General features: G+C 75.1%; 19 protein-coding genes and 1 tRNA gene. 11 read left to right on the top strand and 9 right to left on the bottom strand.

Annotation, left to right across the window (positions count from 1 at the left end):
- The first annotated feature begins 104 nt into the window (after positions 1-104).
- From C5N14_RS05390 to C5N14_RS05375, 4 genes are read left to right on the top strand one after another with little or no spacing between them, the layout of a single operon-like run.
- Positions 105-608 carry a sigma-70 family RNA polymerase sigma factor gene (locus tag C5N14_RS05390; protein ID WP_117666917.1) on the top strand — a complete coding sequence of 168 codons (504 nt, stop codon included), beginning with the start codon at positions 105-107 and terminating at the stop codon, positions 606-608.
- A gap of 31 nt (positions 609-639) precedes the next feature.
- Positions 640-1,161 carry a MauE/DoxX family redox-associated membrane protein gene (locus C5N14_RS05385; protein ID WP_117666056.1) on the top strand — a complete coding sequence of 174 codons (522 nt, stop codon included), beginning with the start codon at positions 640-642 and terminating at the stop codon, positions 1,159-1,161.
- Positions 1,154-1,870 carry a thioredoxin domain-containing protein gene (locus tag C5N14_RS05380; RefSeq protein ID WP_117666054.1) on the top strand — a complete coding sequence of 239 codons (717 nt, stop codon included), beginning with the start codon at positions 1,154-1,156 and terminating at the stop codon, positions 1,868-1,870. The genes C5N14_RS05385 and C5N14_RS05380 overlap by 8 nt, the downstream gene beginning before the upstream one ends.
- A complete protein-coding gene (locus C5N14_RS05375) occupies positions 1,867-2,982 on the top strand; it encodes a hypothetical protein (protein WP_117666052.1) in 1,116 nt (371 codons plus the stop codon). Before C5N14_RS05380 ends, C5N14_RS05375 begins: the two co-directional genes overlap by 4 nt.
- Before the next feature lie 56 nt (positions 2,983-3,038).
- Here the strand turns inward: C5N14_RS05375 and C5N14_RS05370 are convergent, their stop codons facing one another.
- Genes C5N14_RS05370 through C5N14_RS05355 form a run of 4 tightly spaced genes read right to left on the bottom strand, consistent with a single transcriptional unit; the run spans position 3,039 to position 5,769 of the window.
- Positions 3,039-3,812: an energy-coupling factor ABC transporter ATP-binding protein gene (locus C5N14_RS05370; RefSeq protein ID WP_117666050.1), complete on the bottom strand. Its 774-nt coding sequence runs from the start codon at positions 3,810-3,812 to the stop codon at positions 3,039-3,041.
- Positions 3,809-4,579 (bottom strand): cobalt ECF transporter T component CbiQ, encoded by a 771-nt coding sequence (cbiQ, locus tag C5N14_RS05365; RefSeq protein WP_117666048.1) that lies wholly within the window; start codon positions 4,577-4,579, stop codon positions 3,809-3,811. The genes C5N14_RS05370 and cbiQ overlap by 4 nt, the downstream gene beginning before the upstream one ends.
- 12 nt (positions 4,580-4,591) lie before the next feature.
- Positions 4,592-5,053, bottom strand: coding sequence for a PDGLE domain-containing protein (locus tag C5N14_RS05360; RefSeq protein WP_243639204.1), 462 nt, complete (start codon positions 5,051-5,053; stop codon positions 4,592-4,594).
- Positions 5,050-5,769 (bottom strand): energy-coupling factor ABC transporter permease, encoded by a 720-nt coding sequence (locus tag C5N14_RS05355; protein WP_117666047.1) that lies wholly within the window; start codon positions 5,767-5,769, stop codon positions 5,050-5,052. Before C5N14_RS05355 ends, C5N14_RS05360 begins: the two co-directional genes overlap by 4 nt.
- Before the next feature lie 163 nt (positions 5,770-5,932).
- Here C5N14_RS05355 and bcp point away from each other — a divergent pair, with 163 nt between their 5' ends.
- The 4 genes from bcp to C5N14_RS05335 all read left to right on the top strand — a co-directional run bounded on the left by bcp (position 5,933) and on the right by C5N14_RS05335 (position 7,767).
- Positions 5,933-6,409 (top strand): thioredoxin-dependent thiol peroxidase, encoded by a 477-nt coding sequence (gene bcp, locus C5N14_RS05350; protein ID WP_117666045.1) that lies wholly within the window; start codon positions 5,933-5,935, stop codon positions 6,407-6,409.
- A gap of 31 nt (positions 6,410-6,440) precedes the next feature.
- The gene (locus C5N14_RS05345; RefSeq protein ID WP_207892617.1) at positions 6,441-7,037 is read left to right on the top strand and encodes an HNH endonuclease; all 597 of its coding nucleotides are present in this window, start codon (positions 6,441-6,443) and stop codon (positions 7,035-7,037) included.
- Positions 7,028-7,102: transfer RNA gene (locus C5N14_RS05340), tRNA-Leu, on the top strand. Before C5N14_RS05345 ends, C5N14_RS05340 begins: the two co-directional genes overlap by 10 nt.
- A gap of 89 nt (positions 7,103-7,191) precedes the next feature.
- Positions 7,192-7,767 carry a GNAT family N-acetyltransferase gene (locus C5N14_RS05335; protein WP_117666043.1) on the top strand — a complete coding sequence of 192 codons (576 nt, stop codon included), beginning with the start codon at positions 7,192-7,194 and terminating at the stop codon, positions 7,765-7,767.
- A 199-nt stretch (positions 7,768-7,966) separates the two neighbouring features.
- On the opposite strand, the gene C5N14_RS05330 is transcribed toward C5N14_RS05335, so the two are convergent.
- Positions 7,967-8,773: an MOSC domain-containing protein gene (locus C5N14_RS05330; protein ID WP_117666041.1), complete on the bottom strand. Its 807-nt coding sequence runs from the start codon at positions 8,771-8,773 to the stop codon at positions 7,967-7,969.
- Positions 8,770-9,603 carry a class I SAM-dependent methyltransferase gene (locus C5N14_RS05325; RefSeq protein ID WP_117666039.1) on the bottom strand — a complete coding sequence of 278 codons (834 nt, stop codon included), beginning with the start codon at positions 9,601-9,603 and terminating at the stop codon, positions 8,770-8,772. Before C5N14_RS05325 ends, C5N14_RS05330 begins: the two co-directional genes overlap by 4 nt.
- A 120-nt stretch (positions 9,604-9,723) precedes the next feature.
- Here C5N14_RS05325 and C5N14_RS05320 point away from each other — a divergent pair, with 120 nt between their 5' ends.
- The 3 genes from C5N14_RS05320 to C5N14_RS05310 all read left to right on the top strand — a co-directional run bounded on the left by C5N14_RS05320 (position 9,724) and on the right by C5N14_RS05310 (position 13,952).
- Positions 9,724-10,803, top strand: coding sequence for an LCP family protein (locus C5N14_RS05320; protein WP_117666037.1), 1,080 nt, complete (start codon positions 9,724-9,726; stop codon positions 10,801-10,803).
- Positions 10,804-11,163: 360 nt separating this feature from the next.
- Positions 11,164-12,468 carry a sugar transferase gene (locus C5N14_RS05315; protein WP_371685807.1) on the top strand — a complete coding sequence of 435 codons (1,305 nt, stop codon included), beginning with the start codon at positions 11,164-11,166 and terminating at the stop codon, positions 12,466-12,468.
- Between the two features lie 98 nt (positions 12,469-12,566).
- Complete coding sequence (locus C5N14_RS05310) at positions 12,567-13,952, top strand: glycosyl hydrolase family 28-related protein (RefSeq protein ID WP_117666033.1); 1,386 nt, start codon at positions 12,567-12,569, stop codon at positions 13,950-13,952.
- A 39-nt stretch (positions 13,953-13,991) separates the two neighbouring features.
- Here the strand turns inward: C5N14_RS05310 and C5N14_RS05305 are convergent, their stop codons facing one another.
- Genes C5N14_RS05305 through C5N14_RS05295 form a run of 3 tightly spaced genes read right to left on the bottom strand, consistent with a single transcriptional unit; the run spans position 13,992 to position 17,883 of the window.
- Positions 13,992-15,227 (bottom strand): hypothetical protein, encoded by a 1,236-nt coding sequence (locus C5N14_RS05305; protein WP_117666031.1) that lies wholly within the window; start codon positions 15,225-15,227, stop codon positions 13,992-13,994.
- A gap of 2 nt (positions 15,228-15,229) precedes the next feature.
- Positions 15,230-16,714, bottom strand: coding sequence for a hypothetical protein (locus C5N14_RS05300; protein WP_117666029.1), 1,485 nt, complete (start codon positions 16,712-16,714; stop codon positions 15,230-15,232).
- Entirely contained in the window at positions 16,711-17,883 is a 1,173-nt protein-coding gene (locus tag C5N14_RS05295; RefSeq protein ID WP_243639203.1) for a glycosyltransferase family 4 protein, read from the bottom strand. The genes C5N14_RS05300 and C5N14_RS05295 overlap by 4 nt, the downstream gene beginning before the upstream one ends.
- Between the last annotated feature and the right edge of the window lie 3 nt (positions 17,884-17,886).

The following is a 17,886-nucleotide window of genomic DNA, read 5'->3' as shown; positions in this document are numbered from 1 at the left end:
CCGTCGGTCCGCCCGACGCCACGGGCGCTGGTGCCCGGGGCCCGGCGACGCCCGCCCCCCGGGACGCGACGACGGCCCCTCAGGATGCGGCGACCGACTGGGCGCTGGCCGCGCGCGGCGGCGACCCGGTCGCCCAGGCGGCGTTCGTCCGGGCCACCCAGGCCGAGGTGTGGCGGTTCGCCGCCGCGCTGGTCGACCGGGACAGCGCCGACGACCTCACCCAGGAGACCTACCTGCGCGCGTTCCGGGCGCTGCCCCGCTTCGAGGGGCGCTCCAGCGCCCGGACCTGGCTGCTCGGCATCGCCCGCCGGGCCTGCGCCGACCACCTGCGCACCGTGGTCCGCCGGCGGCGGCTCGCCGAGCGGCTGGTCACCCACGCGCACACCGACCGCCCGTACCCGGACCCCGCCGGGCAGCTCGGCGCCGCCGACCTGGTCCGCCGGCTGCCCGCCGAACGGCGCGGGGCGTTCGTGCTCACCCAGCTCCTCGGCCTGTCGTACGCGGAGGCCGCCACCGTGGAGGGGGTGCCCGTCGGCACCATCCGCTCCCGGGTGGCCCGGGCCCGCGCCGACCTGGTCGAGGCGGCCGGCGACGCGCTCGCCGGATGACCGGGAACTTCCGTCGGAGCCGGGGCGACCAATGACCATGACCGTACGACGCACCGGGGCCGTCCGCTGGCCCGCCGTCCGCCCGTGGCTGGGCGTCGCCGTCCGGCTCGGGCTCGCCACCGTCTGGCTGGTCGCCGGCGGGGCCAAGGTCGGCGACCTGGCCGCCTCCGGGCGCGCCGTCAACGCGTACCAGGTGCTGCCGTACGACGCCGCGACGGTGGTCGGCGCGGCGCTGCCCTTCGTCGAGCTGGCCCTGGGACTGCTGCTGCTGGTGGGGCTGGCCACCCGGCTGGCCGCCGGGGTGTCGGCCGCGCTGCTGGTGGTCTTCGTCGCCGGCATCGTCTCGGCCTGGTCCCGCGGCCTGGCCATCGACTGCGGCTGCTTCGGCAGCGGCGGGCAGCTCGCCGCCGGGCAGACCCCGAGCTACCTCCCGGAGATCCTCCGGGACCTGGGATTCCTGGCGCTGGCCGGATTCCTGTTGATTTGGCCCCGCACCCCCGTCTCCGTGGACGGCTGGCTCGCGGGCGCATCCGTGGAGGACGAGGATGAGTAGTCGCAAGGGACAGCGGGACGCCGCCCGGGTGGTCCGGCAGCAACTGGCCCGGGAGCGCCGCCGACGGCGGACCCTCTGGACCTCGGTGGCGGCGGTCGCCGTGCTGGTGATCGCCGGCGGGATCGGCTGGGCCGTCTGGTCCAGCCAGCGCTCCAGCACCTTCACCGCCCCGCCCGGCGCGACCGAGAACGGCACCGGCGTCGCGTACGGGACCGGGCCGGCCACCATCGACCTGTACGAGGACTTCCTCTGCCCGGCCTGCAAGCAGTTCCAGCAGACCAGCGGCGCGACGATCGAACAGTTGGTCAACGAGGGCAAGGCCCGGGTCGTCTTCCACCCGGTGGCCTACCTCAACCGGTTCTCGACCACCGAGTACTCCACCCGGTCCTCGGCCGCCTCCGGCTGCGCGGCCAAGGGCGGCAAGTTCCGGGAGTTCGCCGCCGCGCTGTTCGACCGGCAGCCACCGGAGGGCGGCGCCGGGCTGAGCAACGACGAACTGGTCGACATCGGCGCCGGCGTCGGGCTGGACAGGGACGACTTCTCCTCCTGCGTCTCCGACGGCACGTACCGGGCGTGGACCGAGCACGTCACCGAGGACGCGAGCAAGGCCGGGATCACCGGCACGCCGACGATCAAGGTCAACGGCAAGGAGCTCTCCGACCGCAGCCCCGAGGGCATCACGGCGGCGGTGGCGGCGGCCGGCAAGTGACCCCCGTACCGCCGCGCCGGTTCGGGCTGGTCGTGGCCGCCGCGCTGGTCGCCGTCCTCGGCACCACCACGCCGGCCGCCGCGCACGGCGGGGAGGCCCCGGACGGCACCGACTACCGGGCCGGGGTGACCGGGGTCACCCCGGCCCGCCCAGGGCTGACCGTCCGGGTGGTCGAGGCGGGGGCCCGGCTGGAACTGGTCAACCGCACCGGGCGGCCGGTCGAGGTGGTCGGCTACTCCGGGGAGCCGTACCTGCGGGTCGGGCCGGACGGGGTGTTCGAGAACACCCGCTCCCCGGCGACGTACCTGAACCGGACCCTGTCGGGGGACGCCACCCTGCCCGCCAAGGCCGACCCGGCCGCCGCCCCGGACTGGCGGCGGATCGACGACGGGACGGCCGCCCGCTGGCACGACCGGCGCATCCGGTGGCAGGAGCCCGACCCGCCCGCGCAGGTGCGCGCCGCCCCGGCCCGGGAGCAGCGGGTCCTGGACTGGGCGGTGCCGTTGCGCGACGGCACCGAGCCCGTGGAGATCCGGGGCACCCTCGACTGGGTGCCGCCGCCGGACCCGTACCCCTGGTGGGTGGCGGCCACGCTCGGCTTCCTGGCGCTGGGCGCCGCCGGGCTGCTGGCCGCCGGCACCGCGGCGGGGGTGCGGGCGCTGGCCGGGGTCGGCGCGGCGCTGGCCGTCGGCGGGGTGGCCGCGATCGGGCTCACCGTCGGCCGGGAGCTGGACGCCGGGGCGTCCGGGGTCGGTGCGGTGCTGGCCGGCCTGCTCACCGGGCAGGTCTGGGCGCTGCTCACCGGCCTGGGGGCGCTCGCGGCGGGCGGGTACGCGCTGGCCCGTCGCCCCGCCGCCGACTTCGCGCTGGCGCTGGCCGGGGCCTGCCTGGCCCTGTTCGTCGGCGTCACCAACCTCGGCGTCCTCGACCGCTCGGTACCCCCTGCCCCCTGGTCCGGTGGCCTGGCCCGCCTCCTGGTCACCCTGGTCCTGGCCGCCGGTGCCGGTGCCACCGCCGCGGGCGTCCTCCGCCTCCGCGCCGCCGCGACCCGCCCCACCCCGACCGCCTCCGACGTCGATCATGGAGTCGCGCTGGGGAACAAATCGTCCTAGAACCCCAGCTACCGGGCACCACGGCTCCTTGATCGGCGCCGGGAGGGCAGCCCCGGTCAGGGGTGGGGGGTGTGGGGGGTGAAGCCGTAGGGGAGTTCCAGGCGGTGGGTCGACAGCAGCTCCTGGTTCGCCAGGAGGGTGCGGGTGGGGGCGTCGGCGACGATGCGGCCCTCGTCGAGGATGACCGAGCGGTCGCACAGCTCCAGCGCGTACGGCAGGTCGTGGGTGACCATCAGCAGCGTCACCGACAGGCTGCGCAGGATCTCCGCCAGCTCCCGCCGTGCCGCCGGGTCGAGGTTCGACGACGGCTCGTCGAGCACCAGGATCTCCGGGCGCATGGCCAGCACGGTCGCCACCGCCACCCGGCGGCGCTGGCCGAACGACAGGTGGTGCGGGGCACGGTCCCGGTGCTCGCCCATCCCCACCGCCGCCAGCGCCTCGTCCACCCGGGCCGCCAGCTCCGCACCGCGCAGCCCCAGGTTGGCCGGGCCGAACGCCACGTCCTCGGCGACGGTGGGCAGGAAGAGCTGGTCGTCCGGGTCCTGGAAGACGATGCCCACCCGGCGGCGGATCTCCGCGAGGGTGCCCCGGTCCCGGCTGACGGTCAGCCCGCCGACGCGCACCGTGCCCTCGGTGGCGGTGAGGATGCCGTTGAGGTGCAGCACCAGGGTGGTCTTGCCGGCGCCGTTCGGGCCGAGCAGCGCCACCCGTTCGCCGCGCGGCACGGCCAGGTCCACCCCGTGCAGGGCGACGTGCCCGTCCGGGTAGGCGTACCGCACGCCGCGCACGTCGAGGGAGACCGGAGCCTGGTTCTGCACGTACCCGATCATGTCAGGGCGACGGCGGTCGCGGCGATGGTGGCCGCGACCAGCGGCACCGCCGCCCCGACCAGCCACTGCCCGGCGGTCGCCGCGCCGGCGCCCTGCCAGACCGCCGGCATCCGGCCGGAGTAGCCGCGCGAAACCATCGCCAGGTAGACCCGCTCGCCGCGCTCGAACGCGCGCAGGAACAGCGCCCCGACGCCGGCGGCGAAGCCGCGTAGCTGCCACAGGAAGCGCGGGTCGTCGCCCCGGGAGACCCGGGCCACCCGCATCCGGCGGGCCTCGCCGACCAGCACGTCCAGGTAGCGCAGCATGAAGGTGGCGATCTGGGTGAGGATCTGTGGGCAGCGCAGCCGGTCCAGGCCGACGATCAGGTCCCGGGTCGTCGTGGTCGCCGCGAGCAGCAGCGACGCCAGTACGCCGAGGGTGCCCTTGGCGATGATGTTCCAGCCGCCGAGCAGCCCGTCGACGGAGAGGCTCAGCCCCGCCACGTCGACCCGCTCGCCCGCCCCGAGGAACGGCAGCGCGAACGCGAACAGCACGAACGGCAGCTCGATCGCCGCCCGGCTGAGCAGCCAGCCCGGCCCCACCCGGGCCAGCCCGGCCACCACCGCGACCAGCAGGGCGTACCCGCCGAAGGCCCAGAACGCCGCGCGCGGGGTGGCCACCACCGCGAGGGTGAACAACACCATCGCGGCGATCTTCACCTCGGGCGGCAGGCGGTGCACCGGCGAGGTCGACTCCCGGTAGAGCACGTGGGCATGGCCGGCCCCCATCGCCGTCCCCGCCTACCGGCTGTTCGCCACGCGCGAGGCGTCGTCGCCGTGCCCGCCGCCGGCCGGGTCGCCGCCGGCCCGGTCGCCCACCGCCCCGTCGCCGCCGGCCGGTCCGGCGACGTGGCCGGCGCCCGGCCGCGGGCCCCGGCGGCGCAGCAGCCAGAACACGCCACCGCCGACGGCAAAGGTGAGCAGCACCCCGAGGACGCCGGAGAGGCCGGTGGAGAGGAAGTCGTTGTCCAGGCCCCGGACGCCGTAGTCGGCCAGCGGGCTGTCGGCCAGCTCGTGGTCCCGCGTCTGCTGGGCCGGGCAGGTGCCGCCGGTGATCTCGCCCTCGGCGTCGACCGTGCAGCCCTTGAGCAGCGACGAGTCCAGCCCGTCCGGGTGCGACGAGGCGTAGTTGCTGACGACGCCGGCCAGCAGCAGGGCGACCAGCAGGCCGCCGACGACGAAGCCCCAGGGACGCTTGCTCATCGGGCACCTCCGGCGACCGGGACGACGGGAGCCGGCGCGGCCGGCTTCAGGGCACGCAGCGCGTACACGAGATCGGGGCGGACCTTCGCGACGGTGACCACGGTGGTCGCGGTGATCAGGCCCTCGCCGATTCCGATCAGCAGGTGGGCGCCGGCCATGGTGCCGGCCAGGCCGGCCAGGTTGCCGCCCAGGTCGGTGGTGCCGCCCAGCCAGTACTGGAGCACGAAGCCCTGGGACGCGACCACCACGCTGACCAGCGCGGAGACGAAGGCGGTCACGGCGAGCCCGACCGGCGTGCGGGGCAGCACCCGCAGCAGCAGGGCGATCAGCAGGTACCCGACGGCGGTGCCGAGGACGGCCATGTTGGTGATGTTCAGCCCGAGCATGGCCACCCCGCCGTCCCCGAAGACCAGCGCCTGCACGACCAGCACGACCGCCACGCAGAGCGCGCCGACCCACGGGCCGACCAGCAGCGCGGCGAGCGCGCCGCCGAGCAGGTGACCGCTCACCCCGGCGGTGAAGATCGGGAAGTTGAGCATCTGGACGGCGAAGATGAACGCGGCGACCAGGCCGGCCATCGGGGCGAGCCGGTCGTCCAGGTCACGCCGGCCGCGCAGCACGCACAGGGTCAGCACCGCCAGGGCGAAGGCGGCGAAGACCGCGGCGACGGGACCGTTGACGATCCCGTTCGAGATGTGCATCGCCAGGGTTTCCACTCGACCTCCCGGGGCGCGGCGGGGCGGGTCCAACGCCGACGGGCTCAGCCTATTTCCGCTGCACTACTGTTGCCAAGACCTTGCAACAAGGGATGAGGTTGAACACGATGCCTGGCGCGTCGTCCCCGCCGGCTCGCGCCCCGGCGGCGGTAGGGTTTCCGCCATGACCGCGCCCGCCCGCCTCAACCCCGGTGACCCCGCGCCCGAGTTCACCCTGCCGACCGACACCGGCGACACCCTCTCGCTGGCCGACCTGCGCGGCCGGAAGGTGATCCTGTACGCCTACCCCGCCGCGATGACGCCCGGCTGCACCAAGCAGGCGTGTGACTTCCGCGACTCGCTCGCCTCGCTCCAGGCGGCCGGCTACGAGGTGGTCGGCATCTCCCCCGACAAGCCGGAGAAGCTGGCCAAGTTCCGCGAGCGGGACGCCATCACCTTCCCGCTGGTCGCCGACGCCGACAAGGCGGTGCTCACCGCGTACGGCGCGTACGGCGAGAAGCAGTCCTACGGCCGGACCGTGACCGGGGTGATCCGCTCCACCTTCGTCATCGACCCGGACGGGAAGATCGAGCGGGCGCTCTACAACGTCAAGGCCACCGGCCACGTCGCCAAGCTGCGCCGCGACCTCGGGCTGGACTGAACGCGTCGTACCGGGCCGCTACCGTTCGCACGTGGCCCGTTACAAGTACCCGCCAGAGGCGTTGGCCGCCGCGGCAGTGCAGGCGCGCAGCGTCACCGAGGTGCTGCGACTGCTGGGCGTCCGCCTCAGCGGGGGTTCGCACGCCCACATCAGCCGCCAGCTCAAGCGCTTCGGCATCGACACCTCGCACTTCACCGGGCAAGCGCACAACCGGGGCGAGCGCAGGGTACGGATTCCTGCGTCGGCGCTGCTGACCCAGCGACCCGAGGGGGCGCGACGGGTCGCCGGCACCCGGCTGAAACGCGCACTCGCGCTGATCGGGCTGCCCGAGGAGTGCGAGGGGTGTGGCACCGGCCCGATCTGGCAGGGAGCGGCACTCACCCTGCACGTCGATCACATCAACGGCGACTTCCTGGACAACCGGCCGCACAACCTCCGGCTGCTCTGCCCCAACTGCCACAGCCAGACCGCCACGTACGCCGGTGCCCGCCGGGCGGGTGTGGTCGCGCCCGATGTGGTCTACGATCCGAAGGCCGTGACACCAACCGGTTTCCCGATCGGTAGGCGACTTCGTCAACCGCGTGAGTGGTCGTGGAGAATGACGGTGTACATGGTCAAGGGGCCGTAGCCCAACTGGCAGGAGGCATGCGGTTTAGGTCCGCACCAGTGCGGGTTCGAATCCCGTCGGCCCTACTTCTACCCACCTCACCGCCCGTCCAGGGCGGTGTCGGACGCGTCACTCGATGGGGACGGTCCCCGTGGCCGCTGGGCAGGATGGCGGCGTGAGTCTGCACTTCGTCCTCGACCCCGAGCTGACCCCCGAACTGCGCGAGGAGATCGTCCGCCTCTGGGTCGACGTCACCAACGCCGGCGGCGCGGTCGGCTTCGTCGCGCCGGTCACCGTTGCCGACGTCCGCCCCGTCGCCGAGACGACCTTCGCCGACGTCGTCGACGGCCCGGACCGGCTGCTCGTCGGGTACGACGACGCACACCCGGTGGCCGTGCTGGTCTTCGCCGACAACCGGTTCCACCTCAAGGCGCACTGGTGCGTGCTGAAGCGGGTGATGGTGCACCCCGACACCCAGGGCCGGGGGCACGGGCTGGCACTGATGCGTGAGGCGGAGCGGCTCGGACGGAAGCTGGGCCGGGAGGCGCTGCACGTGACCGTACGCGGCGGGCTGGGGCTGGAGCGGTTCTACACGCGGCTCGGCTACCGAGAGGTGGGCCGGTTGCCGGGCGCGCTGCGGGTCGCCCCGGGCGACGACCGGGACGAGATCCTCATGTGGCTCGACCTGACTGCCGGCAGGCAACCCGGCGACGTGACCTCCGACGGCCGGCCCGTCAACCCGGCGACGTGACCCCCGACGGACAGCCCGCCAACCCGGCGACGTGACCCCCGACGGGCCGCCCCCAACCCGGCGACGTGACATGCCGGTCGATGCTGCCGGACCAGCGGCGCCGGGGACAACTCGGCCGAGGCCGAAACCGGGACGCGAGCGGCGGCGGGGCCGGCCCGGGACGGTCAGTCCGTCGACCTGGTCGGTCCACCGGTCGCGGTCAGTCCGTCGGCTCCACCGGGTCGCCGACGCGCACCACGCCCGGCCCGTCGGGGACGAGGTGCAGGCCGAACAGCAGCTTTCCGCCGATGCTGCGGTGCCGCCCAAGGGTTCGCAGCGGCTCCTTTCCGCGCGCCCCGGTCTCCTGATCGGTGGTGGTGACCACGCAGCGACCGCAGGACCCGGCGGCGCGGAACCGGGCGGAGCCGATCCGCAGCCGCCGGCCGGCCCAGTCGTCCTCGGCCCAGGCGGGGATGCCGGTGACGACCAGGTTGGGCCGGAACCGGCTCATCGGCACGGGCTCCTCGCCGGCCCCGGCGAGCCAGGCGTTGAGCGCGTCGAGGGACGCCGTGGCGGCCAGCAACAGGGGGTACTCGTCGGCGAAGCTGACCCGATCGCCGGTGTCGTGGGCGCGGTCGCCGGGTGCCAGGTGCCGGGTGGGCCGGGCCAGGCGGACCGGGCGGCCGAGCAGGGCGCCGAGCCAGTCGTCGGCGGCCCGCCCGGCGGGGAGCGCGGGGACCGGCAGCCGGTTGCGGAACACCCGCACGGGCAGCGGCGGCGCGCCGGTCGGCTCGGCGACGTCCAGGTCGGGGCGGCCGGCGGCGCGCAGCACCAGGCCGTCGTCACGGGGCACGGCCCGCAGCCCGACCAGCGCGGTGGTCTCCCGCTGGGTGATGCCGACGCCGTCGGCGTCGACCACCAGCCAGCGCCGGTCGCCGGCCAGGCCCCACGGTTCCACCCGGGCGCCGTCGTGGTCCAGCCGGTGGCAGCCCTTGACCGGGTACGTGTGCACGGCCGCGAGCCTCACCAGGCGACCCCGATCCCGTCGCCCGGGTACCAGTGCCGGGCCGGGGTCTCCCGGTACGCGAGGAAGCGCCGGTCGGTGCGTTCGGCGTGTTCGGCGAGGACGTTGGTGGTGGTGACGTTGTCGGTGAGCAGCAGTGCGCCGGGGGCGAGCTTCGGCTCGACCGCGTCGAACTCGCGCTTCTCGTGTGCCCGGCTGTGGTCGCTGTCGTGCAGGAAGAGGTCGACGGGCCGGTCGAGGGCCTCGATCGAGGCGATGGAGTCGCCGACGACCATGTCGACCACCGCCGACCAGGGCGCGGTGCGGGCCAGGTAGCCGGCCTCGGGGTTGATGTCCAGCGAGGTGAGCCGGCCGGGGTGCCCCTCGGCGGCGTTGCGCAGCAGGGCGGCGGCCAGCACGCAGCTACCCAGTCCCTTGTCGACGCCGGTCTCCACCACGTGCGCGGGGCGGGTGGCGCGGACCATGGCGTACCAGCCGATCCGGCGGGCGTAGCGGACCTGCCGGTCGGCCAGGCCCCGGCGGGACGCCTCGGCGGTGGCCCGCTCGATATGCCGGCGCAGTTCCTCGTCGCCCTCGATCTCGGCGAACCAGCCCCGGACCCGGGCCACCGGCACGTCGCACGCGACGCTGACGAACCAGGCCAGGTGCTGCCGGCTCAGCCTGGTCAGCTCGTACGTGTAGTTGTGGTGCTCCCGCGAGGTGACCAGCCATCGGGCGGAGGCGCGCAGCACCTTGGCGTCGTGCCGGGCCACCCGGGCGAACCGCTTGGGGAAGGCGGCGACCGGGGCGAGTCGGGTACGGGCGATGGCCCGGCGCAGCTTCGTCGCGTCCACGGGAGGGTTCTACCAGGTCCAGGAGAACGCGAGGTGATGAAAGTTTCGATTCACCCCGCGGCCGTCGCCGGGGCCGGTCCGGGCACGTGGGCGGCGCGCCGAATCAGTAGCATCGCCGCCATGTCTCGTCCCCAGCAGGTCGCGGAGCCGGCCGAGGAAATCCCGGTCGGGTCGACGCGGGCGGGTGCCGGCGCACAGCCGGCAGCGCGGCCGGCGAAGCGCCGCCGGTGGCGGCGGATCGCGCTCGTGACCGTGCTGGTGGTGGCGCTGCTCGGCGCGGGCGGCACGGTCGCCGGCGTGCTGTGGCTGCGGTCGGTCGAGCAGGGCATCGACCGGGTGGACGCGTTCACCGACGTGCCGGAGGAGGCCCGGCCCGAGCCCGTGGTCCGGGGTGCGCTGAACATCATGGTCCTGGGCAGCGACTCCCGGGACCCGGAGAACAGCTCCGGCTCGCGGACCGACACGATCATCCTGGCCCACCTGCCGAAGGACCGGTCGAGCGCTCAGTTGATCTCGATTCCCCGGGACACCTGGGTGCCGGTCCCCCGTTCGAAGGACGGCCGGCACGGCGGCCGGGAGGCGAAGATCAACGCCGCGTTCGCCTGGGGCGGGGTGCCGCTGATGGTGCAGACGGTGGAGAAGTTCACCGGGGTGCGGATCGACCACGTGGCGATGGTCGACTTCGCCGGCTTCAAGGAGATCGTCGACGCGCTGGACGGCATCGAGGTCGACATCGAGCGCGGCTTCACCTCGACCCACTCGCTCAACCCGGACAGCCGGCGCACGTTCGCGCAGGGCCGGCAGACCCTCGACGGCGCCGCCGCGCTGGACTACGCGCGGGAGCGCTACGCGTTCCCCGACGGCGACTTCGCCCGCATCCGCCACCAGCAACAGGTCATCAGGGCCATCCTGGACAAGGCCGCGTCGGGCGGGCTGCTGACGAACCCGGCCCGGCTCAACGCGTTCGTGCGGGCCACCACCGACGCGGTCGCCGTCGACAGGTCACTGTCCCTGGTGGACCTGGCCACGGAGACCCGGCACCTGCGCAGCGGCAACCTCGGGTTCTTCACCTGCCCGACCCGGGGCACCGGCCGGGTCGGCAGCGAGAGCGTGGTGTTCGCCGACAGCGCCAGGGCCCGGTCCTTCTTCGACGCGGTCCGCCGGGACTCGGTGCCGGACATCCTCAAGGCCGGGTCGTAGCGATCGGATGGCCCGTCCGGGTATGGCGACCGGCGGGGACCGGCCGTATCCTGCCTTCGGCCTGGTGGATCCCGTCGCCGCCGTGGCCGTGACGGGGGAGGTCACGCAACCATGTCCAGCCAACCCACGGTGAGCCGGGACGTCGCGGTCGCCGCCCACGCCGGCGGGGGGCCGCGGCCGGCCGGGGTGCCGCCCGCCGACGACGAGAGCACCGACGCCGAGCCCCCGCCGCCGGGCGACCGGGCGGGCGCGTCCCCACCGGCGGAGGCCGCCCCGGCCCGGCCGGGCCTCGACACCACTGCGGTGCTGCCGTACGCGGGATCGCGGGCGTCGCGGCGCACCCGGGGGCTGCGGGCGTGGATGATCACCGCCCCGGCCGACCTGGCCGCGCTCCTGGCTCCGCTGCTGCTGACCACGCGGTTCTGGCGCGGCACCCTGGTCATGGCCGCCCTGACGGTGACCGTCTTCGCGGTGGGCGGGCTCTACCGGGCCCGCCGGCACACCAGCCTCCTGGACGAGCTGCCCAGCCTCACCGGGCGGCTGCTGGCCTGCGGGGCGATCGTCGCCATCATCGCGGCGGTGCGGCACGACCCGGCGGACGACGCCGCCGGCTTCATGCGCGGGGTGGGGGTCTGCGCCGCCCTGGTCATCGTCAGCCGGGCGGTCACCCGGACCCTCGCCGACATGGCCCGCAGGCGCCGCTGGGTCGAGCACAACGCGCTCGTCATCGGCAGCGGGCCGGTCGCCGCCGAGCTGGCCCGGATGCTGCGCCGCTACCCGCGGTACGGCCTGCGCTTCGTCGGCTGCGTCGACGCCACGGGGGCACACTCGCCGGGCCGGCTGCCGGTGATCGGCACGCTGGACGACCTGGAGCGGCTGGTCGAGCTGGTCGAGTGCGAGGTGCTGATCATCGCCGACCCGTCCTGCCCGGAGCCGGCCCTGATGGAGCTGCTCCGCCGCCCGGCCAGCGCCGGGTGCGACCTGTGGGCGGTGCCCCGGCTGTGGGGGTCCCGCACCCACGACGGGAACCCGGACCACATCGGGGCCATCCCGATCGTCAAGGTCGGCGACACCACGTTCTCGGGTCCGAAGTGGGCGGTCAAGCGGGCCTCCGACGTGGTGATCGCCGCGGTCGCGCTGGTGGTGCTGAGCCCCGTCCTGCTGCTCTGCGCCCTCGCCACGTACCTGGAGGACCGGCGCGGGATCTTCTTCCTCCAGGAGCGGGTGGGCCGGCACGGGCGGCTCTTCCGGGTCGTCAAGTTCCGCTCCATGCGCCCGGCCGACGAGCACGAGTCGCGCACCACCTGGTCGATCGCGCACGACCGGCGGGTCGGCCCGGTCGGCCGGTTCCTCCGCCGGACGTCCCTGGACGAGCTGCCCCAGCTGTGGAACATCCTCCGGGGCGACATGAGCGTGGTCGGGCCGCGCCCCGAACGGCCACACTTCGTCGAGCAGTTCTCGGCGCAGTACCCGCAGTACGCGATGCGCCACCGGGTCCCGGTCGGGTTGACCGGGCTGGCGCAGGTGAGCGGCCTGCGCGGGGACACTCCGATCTCCGACCGGGCGCGCTTCGACAACTACTACATCGAGAACTGGTCACTGTGGCTGGACATCAAGGTGATCCTCCGGACGGTGGCGGAGTTGTTCCGCGGCGGCCGGCACTGACGGCCGGTGCCGCCCGTCCTCTGCCCGGCCGGGTCGTGGGATCATCGGTCCGGGCCGGTCCAGATCGTTGACCAGGCCGGTTCACGGGAGGGGACCAGATGGCCCACGGAGACCCCGACGGCCCGTCGGGGACATCGGGCGTCAGCCGGCGCAGCGCGCTGCTGCGCGGCGGGGCCGTCGCCGCCGGCCTGGGCACCGCGGCGGTGGGCGTCGCCGCGATGGGCCCCTGGTCGTCGGACGGCTCCGGCGGCCAGGGCGTGGTCGACGTCCGTGAGCACGGCGCGCGGGGCGACGGGCGCAGCGACGACACGGCGCCCCTGCAACGGGCCATCGACGCCGCGGGCCGGGCCGGGGGCATCGTCTTCTTCCCGCCGGGGACGTACCTCACCGGGCGGCTGACCCTCCGCTCCCGGGTGCACCTGCGCGGCTCGGGCGGCGACGCGACCGTCCTGCGGCTGCGCGCCGGGGCGAACTCGGCCATCGTCGAGTCCGACGGGTTCTCCCGACTTGCCGGCACCCGGTCCGACCAGGGGATCACGCTGTTCAGCGTGCGTGATCTCACCCTGGACGGCAACAAGGAGCAGAACCCCTCCGCCGGGTACGGGCTGCGCGTCTACGGCTACGGTTACGAGCTCTCCGAGGTCATCGTCTTCAACTGCCGCAACGACGGCATCGTCAGCGAGTGGGGGCCGGCCGGGGCGCTGCCGGCGCCCTCGCACCAGATGGAGGCCCGGCTGTCGGCGGTGCGCACGCACGGCAACGACGGGCACGGGATCAACTTCCACGGCCCGCACGACTCGATGTTCATCAACTGCCTGACGTTCGAGAACGGGGCGAGCGGGTTCCGGCTGGCCGGCGACTCGATGGGCACGTCGATGGTCAACTGCCATGCCTGGGGAATCAAGCAGAACGTCTCGTTCGACCTGGCCGCCACCGGGATCAGCTGCTCCAGCTGCTACGCCGACCTCAACGGCGGGGTCGGCGTCCGGATCTCCCGCAACGACATCCGCTGGATCGGCGGGCTGGTGCTGGGTTACAACCACACCGACCCGCACCCGGAGATCGGGATCCAGTTCGTGCCCGGCGTCCAGCCCGAGGAGCCCTCCGGCTGCCTGGTGGACAGCAAGGTGGTGAACTGCGGCACGGCGGCCGTGGACTTCGGCGCGGAGCGGGGGCTGTCCAGCGTCCGGGTGAGCCTGTCCCAGCCGGGTGCCGTGGACGCCGACGGCCGGCGCATCCCCGGCACCGGCCGCGGCTGGATCGGCACGCCGGCGCCGACCACGCTGGTCGAGATCACCCAGGGCCTCGGGCACCCGGACAAGAACCTCGTGGTGCGGCCCGCGTTCGACCTGCGGGCCGAGGCCGAGCCCGGCCGCCCGGGCGACGGCTCGGTGCGCGTCTTCGCGCGGGACGTCGGCGGTCGCACGCAGTTGTGCGCGCTGTTCCCCAGCGGCGCGGTGCAGGTGCTCGCGACCGAGCCATGACCCCCGGGTCAGGAGCCGGCGGCCGGGCCGGGTGGCGGGTCAGGGCCCGGCACCGCCCCCGGTCGGCACCGCAGCCCGGTCCCGGGCCGGTTCCGCGACGGGCTCGTCGGCGGTCCACGGCCGCATCCGGGCGAGGAACCAGCAGACCACCACCGCCTCGGCGACCAGCAACTGACCGACCAGGCCGGCGACCCCGGTGACCCAGAGGGCCGACGCCGCGAGCCCGCCGAACGCGAGGACCCGCGACCCGACGGCTGAGACGAGGTAGCGGCGCGGCGCCGCCCAGACCATGTGCCGGGTGGACAGCCAGGTCGCCGCCGTGAGCAGCGCCTTGTAGCCGCAGTACAGGGCGATCACCCCGACGCCGACGGTGGCCAGGTCGGGGGCGACGAGGGCCCGCAGCGGCCCGCTGGCGAGCACCACCGCCGACACCGCCACCAACGCCGCCACGGTCAACGCCCGGGTGCCGGTCCGCCAACGGCCGCGCCGGCCGGCGACGACGTCCTCCCGGACACTGGCCGACAGCACGACGTGGAACGGGCCGAAGACCAGGTCCATCGCCCGCAGGACGACGACGGCTGCCGGTCCCGCCACGGCGCCGGCCACCGAGGGCAGCGTGACGGTGTACGACAGGTCGACGGCCGCGGCGACGCAGTACACCGAGCCCACCCCCAACCCGCGCCGCAGGCCGGGGCGGACCGCCGTGGGCGCGGCGGCGGGGCGGCGCAGCAGCACCCAGGCCAGGACGGCGACCTGGGCGGGCACCGCGACGACGTCGACCCGCAGGTCGAGGGCGACGAACACGGCGCCGCCGAGCAGGGTCCCGACCGCGGTCAACTGCGGGACGAGGTTCGCCCGGCGGGGCGTGCGGGTGCCCGCGGTGGCCCAGAAGAACGCCTCCAGCGGCAGTTGCAGGAGCACCGGGGCGAGCAGGAACAACCGGTCGGCGGCGCCGGTGTCCGGCAGCGCCACCGTGGCGCACAGGTAGCCCAGCACGGCGACCGGCGCGAGCGTCGCGGCGGCGACTCGGCCCGCCCAGCTCTCCACGTGCCAGTCCGCCGGGACCAGGCCGGCGGAGAGGGGCCGGCCGACCAGGGCCTCCAGCAGCGTGTACGGGACGGCGAGCAGCGCGCCCTGCAACGCCACCGCCGGCAGCCGGTCGGTGTCCGCCCAGGACGCCAGCAGGAAGACGTAGACGCTGCACAGCCGGGTGAGCGCCTGCACCGACAACTGCGAGCCCTGTAGCCGCGCCCCGACGGCGAGCAGCGGTCGCACGCTCAGGCCCGCCGCGCGTCGGTGCCGGGGGTGCCGGAGATGTCGGGGGCGGAGTCGGGGGCGGGGGCGAGCCAGGCGACGGGCCACGAGGCGGGCCAGGGGGCGGGCGAGGGCGGGTCGTCCAGGCGCAGGCCGTACGCCACGAACGCGGCCAGGCACATCATCGCGCCCGGGTACTCCCACGCCTCGATCACCAGGAACGCGGCGGCCAGGCCGGCCAGCACCGCGACGTGCAGCACGGACGCCGGGTGGTCGGCGGTGCGCCGCCACAGCCGCACCAGTCCGTACCCGATGCCGGCGACCAGGACGACCATCGCCCACAGGCCGTACTGGAGGCCGACGCTGACGAAGTAGTTGTCGACGAAGACCTGCGGGCCGGTCGTCACCCGGGACGTGGTGGCCGCGCCGACCCCGCCGATCCCGAGCCCCCAGGGCGGCAGGTCGCCGCCGAGCAGCCCGGCCCAGACGTCGAACCGTTCGAAGAGGCTGCGGGCGCCGGTGGCGCCGACGGCCGCGAAGCCCACGGCCACGCAGACGACCACGCCCAGGCCCACCAGCCGCGCGCGGCGGCGACCGGCGGCCCCGCCGGAGCGGTCGAGCAGCACGGCCGCGAGCACCCCCGCCACCACCAGCAGCGCCCCCGACCGGCTGGTGCTCAGGGCCAGGCAGGCAACGGCGGCGAGCCCTCCGGCGTGCCAGGGCCACGGGGCACGCCGGGCGCGCCGGACCAGCCACAGGGTCACGTAGCCGAGCAGGTACGCGCCGGCCAGGATGCCCAGCTCGCCGTTGAACTCGGTGAGGCCGGGCACCCGGAAGGTGTCGCCGATGTAGCGGACCGCCCGGTCCTCCTCGAAGCCCCACCGCACCAGCCGGGCCGGGCCGACCGCCAACTCCCCGACCGCCGCCACGGCGTTGGCCACCAGCAGCCAGGACAGGGCGGTCAGCACCGTGCGCACCTGGGGCCGGGCCAGCGCGGCGAGCACCACGAGCAGCAGCAGCGGGACCAGGGTCAGCCGGACGCCGACGAGGGTCTGGGCCACCCCGTGGTGGGCGACGCCGATCAGGCTCCACACCGCCACGACCAGCAGCACCGCCGCGCCGGCGAGGAGCCGGGTCCGGGTCCACCGGCCGCGCAGCGCGGTGCGAGCGAAGAGGACGCCGACCACCGCGGTGGCGGAGACGCTGAGCACGTACTCGCGGCCCCCGAACGCGTCGCCGACGAGCCCCTGGACGCCGGTCATCCAGAGCCCCAGCGGGGCGTTGAGCACGATCAGCACGTACACCAGGCCGGGCACCGGGCGGACCGCGACGACGCCGAGGCCGGCCAGGAAGAGGGGCGCCACCGGGGAGACGCCGGCCAGCGCGCAGCCGGCGACGGCCAGCAGGAGCAGCCCGCCGCCGATCAGCCAGGGGGTGGGCCGCCGGCGGCGGAGCGGCGCCGTTCCGGATGCCGTCGCGGCGGGCCGGCGTCCGGTGTCGGGGCTCATTGGCGGCTCACCTCGGGTCGCTGGTCGGCACCGGCACGGACGCCGACCGTCCGGTAGGTCTCGACGACGGCGTCGACGTGCCGGTCCCAGTCGAGGCGCGCCCCGTCCGCGCCGGCCGACGCGGACATCGCCGCGTACTCGTCGTCGGGTGTCCGGGCGGCGCGGCGCAGCAGTTCTGCCAGCTCGTCCCGGGTGCGGAAGACCAGGACCGAGGCGTCCTCGGCCATCGGCGGCCGGGCCGTGTCACTGGCGATGATGGGTCGCGCCGCCGTCAGCGCCTCCGCGCAGACCAGGCCGAACGTCTCGGCGCACTGGCTGGGGAAGACGAGCCAGCCAGCCCGCAGGAACGCCGCTCGTTTGCCCTCGGCGTCGAGGTAGCCGAGGTACCGCACGGAGCGGGACCGCTCGGCCGCCCGCTCGACCTCGGCGCGCAGCGGGCCGTCGCCGCCGACGAGCAGCGTGCCGCCGACCGCGTCAACGGCGTCCGCCCAGGCGTCGAGCAACAGGTCCACGCCCTTGTGCCGGTCCAGGGCACCGAGGTAGAGGAAGACGCGGCGGTCGCCGGGTGGCCAGTCGCGCGGCCCGGGCGGCAGCGGCACGGCCAGCGGCAGGAGCCGGGTGGCCGGCCGCGCCCCCGGGGCGCCGGCCAGGACCCGCTGGCGGGTGCGTTCGGAGGGGAACAGCAGGGTGCAACGCCCGAGTTGCCGCAGCACCCACCGGGACCGCAGCCGCAGCAGCGCGTCCAGAGCGGCCGAACGGCCCAGGTTGCCCAGGGCGTTGTTGGGGTCGCGGACGGCGTGGTCGTGCACGGAGTGGCAGGTGGGCCACCGCCGCGACAGCCGCGCCACCGGCCGGACGCCGAGCCCCTGCCAGTTGTGCAGGTGCACCACGTCGGGGTCGAAGTCGCGCAGGTCGTCCGGGCCCAGTCCGGTAGGGTCGACCAGGTCGCCCAGGTGGGTGAAGAGCTTGGCCAGCCGGGGGGCGAGCCGGGTCAGGCGGGCTGAGAGCCGCTCGCCGACCGGCCGGTCCTCCGGGTGCTCCCCGTCGGGCGTCCGGCTGTAGGCGCGGACCTCGTGGCCGCGGTCGGCGAGCGCCCGGGACAGGTCCCGGACGTACCGCTCCGCGCCGCCGCGGACGGCGAAGCCGGAGTGCACCATGGCGATCCGCACGGC

The organism is Micromonospora sp. MW-13 (assembly GCF_003434305.1).
Lineage (GTDB): Bacteria > Actinomycetota > Actinomycetes > Mycobacteriales > Micromonosporaceae > Micromonospora.
This window is presented reverse-complemented; position numbering and strand designations above follow the sequence as displayed.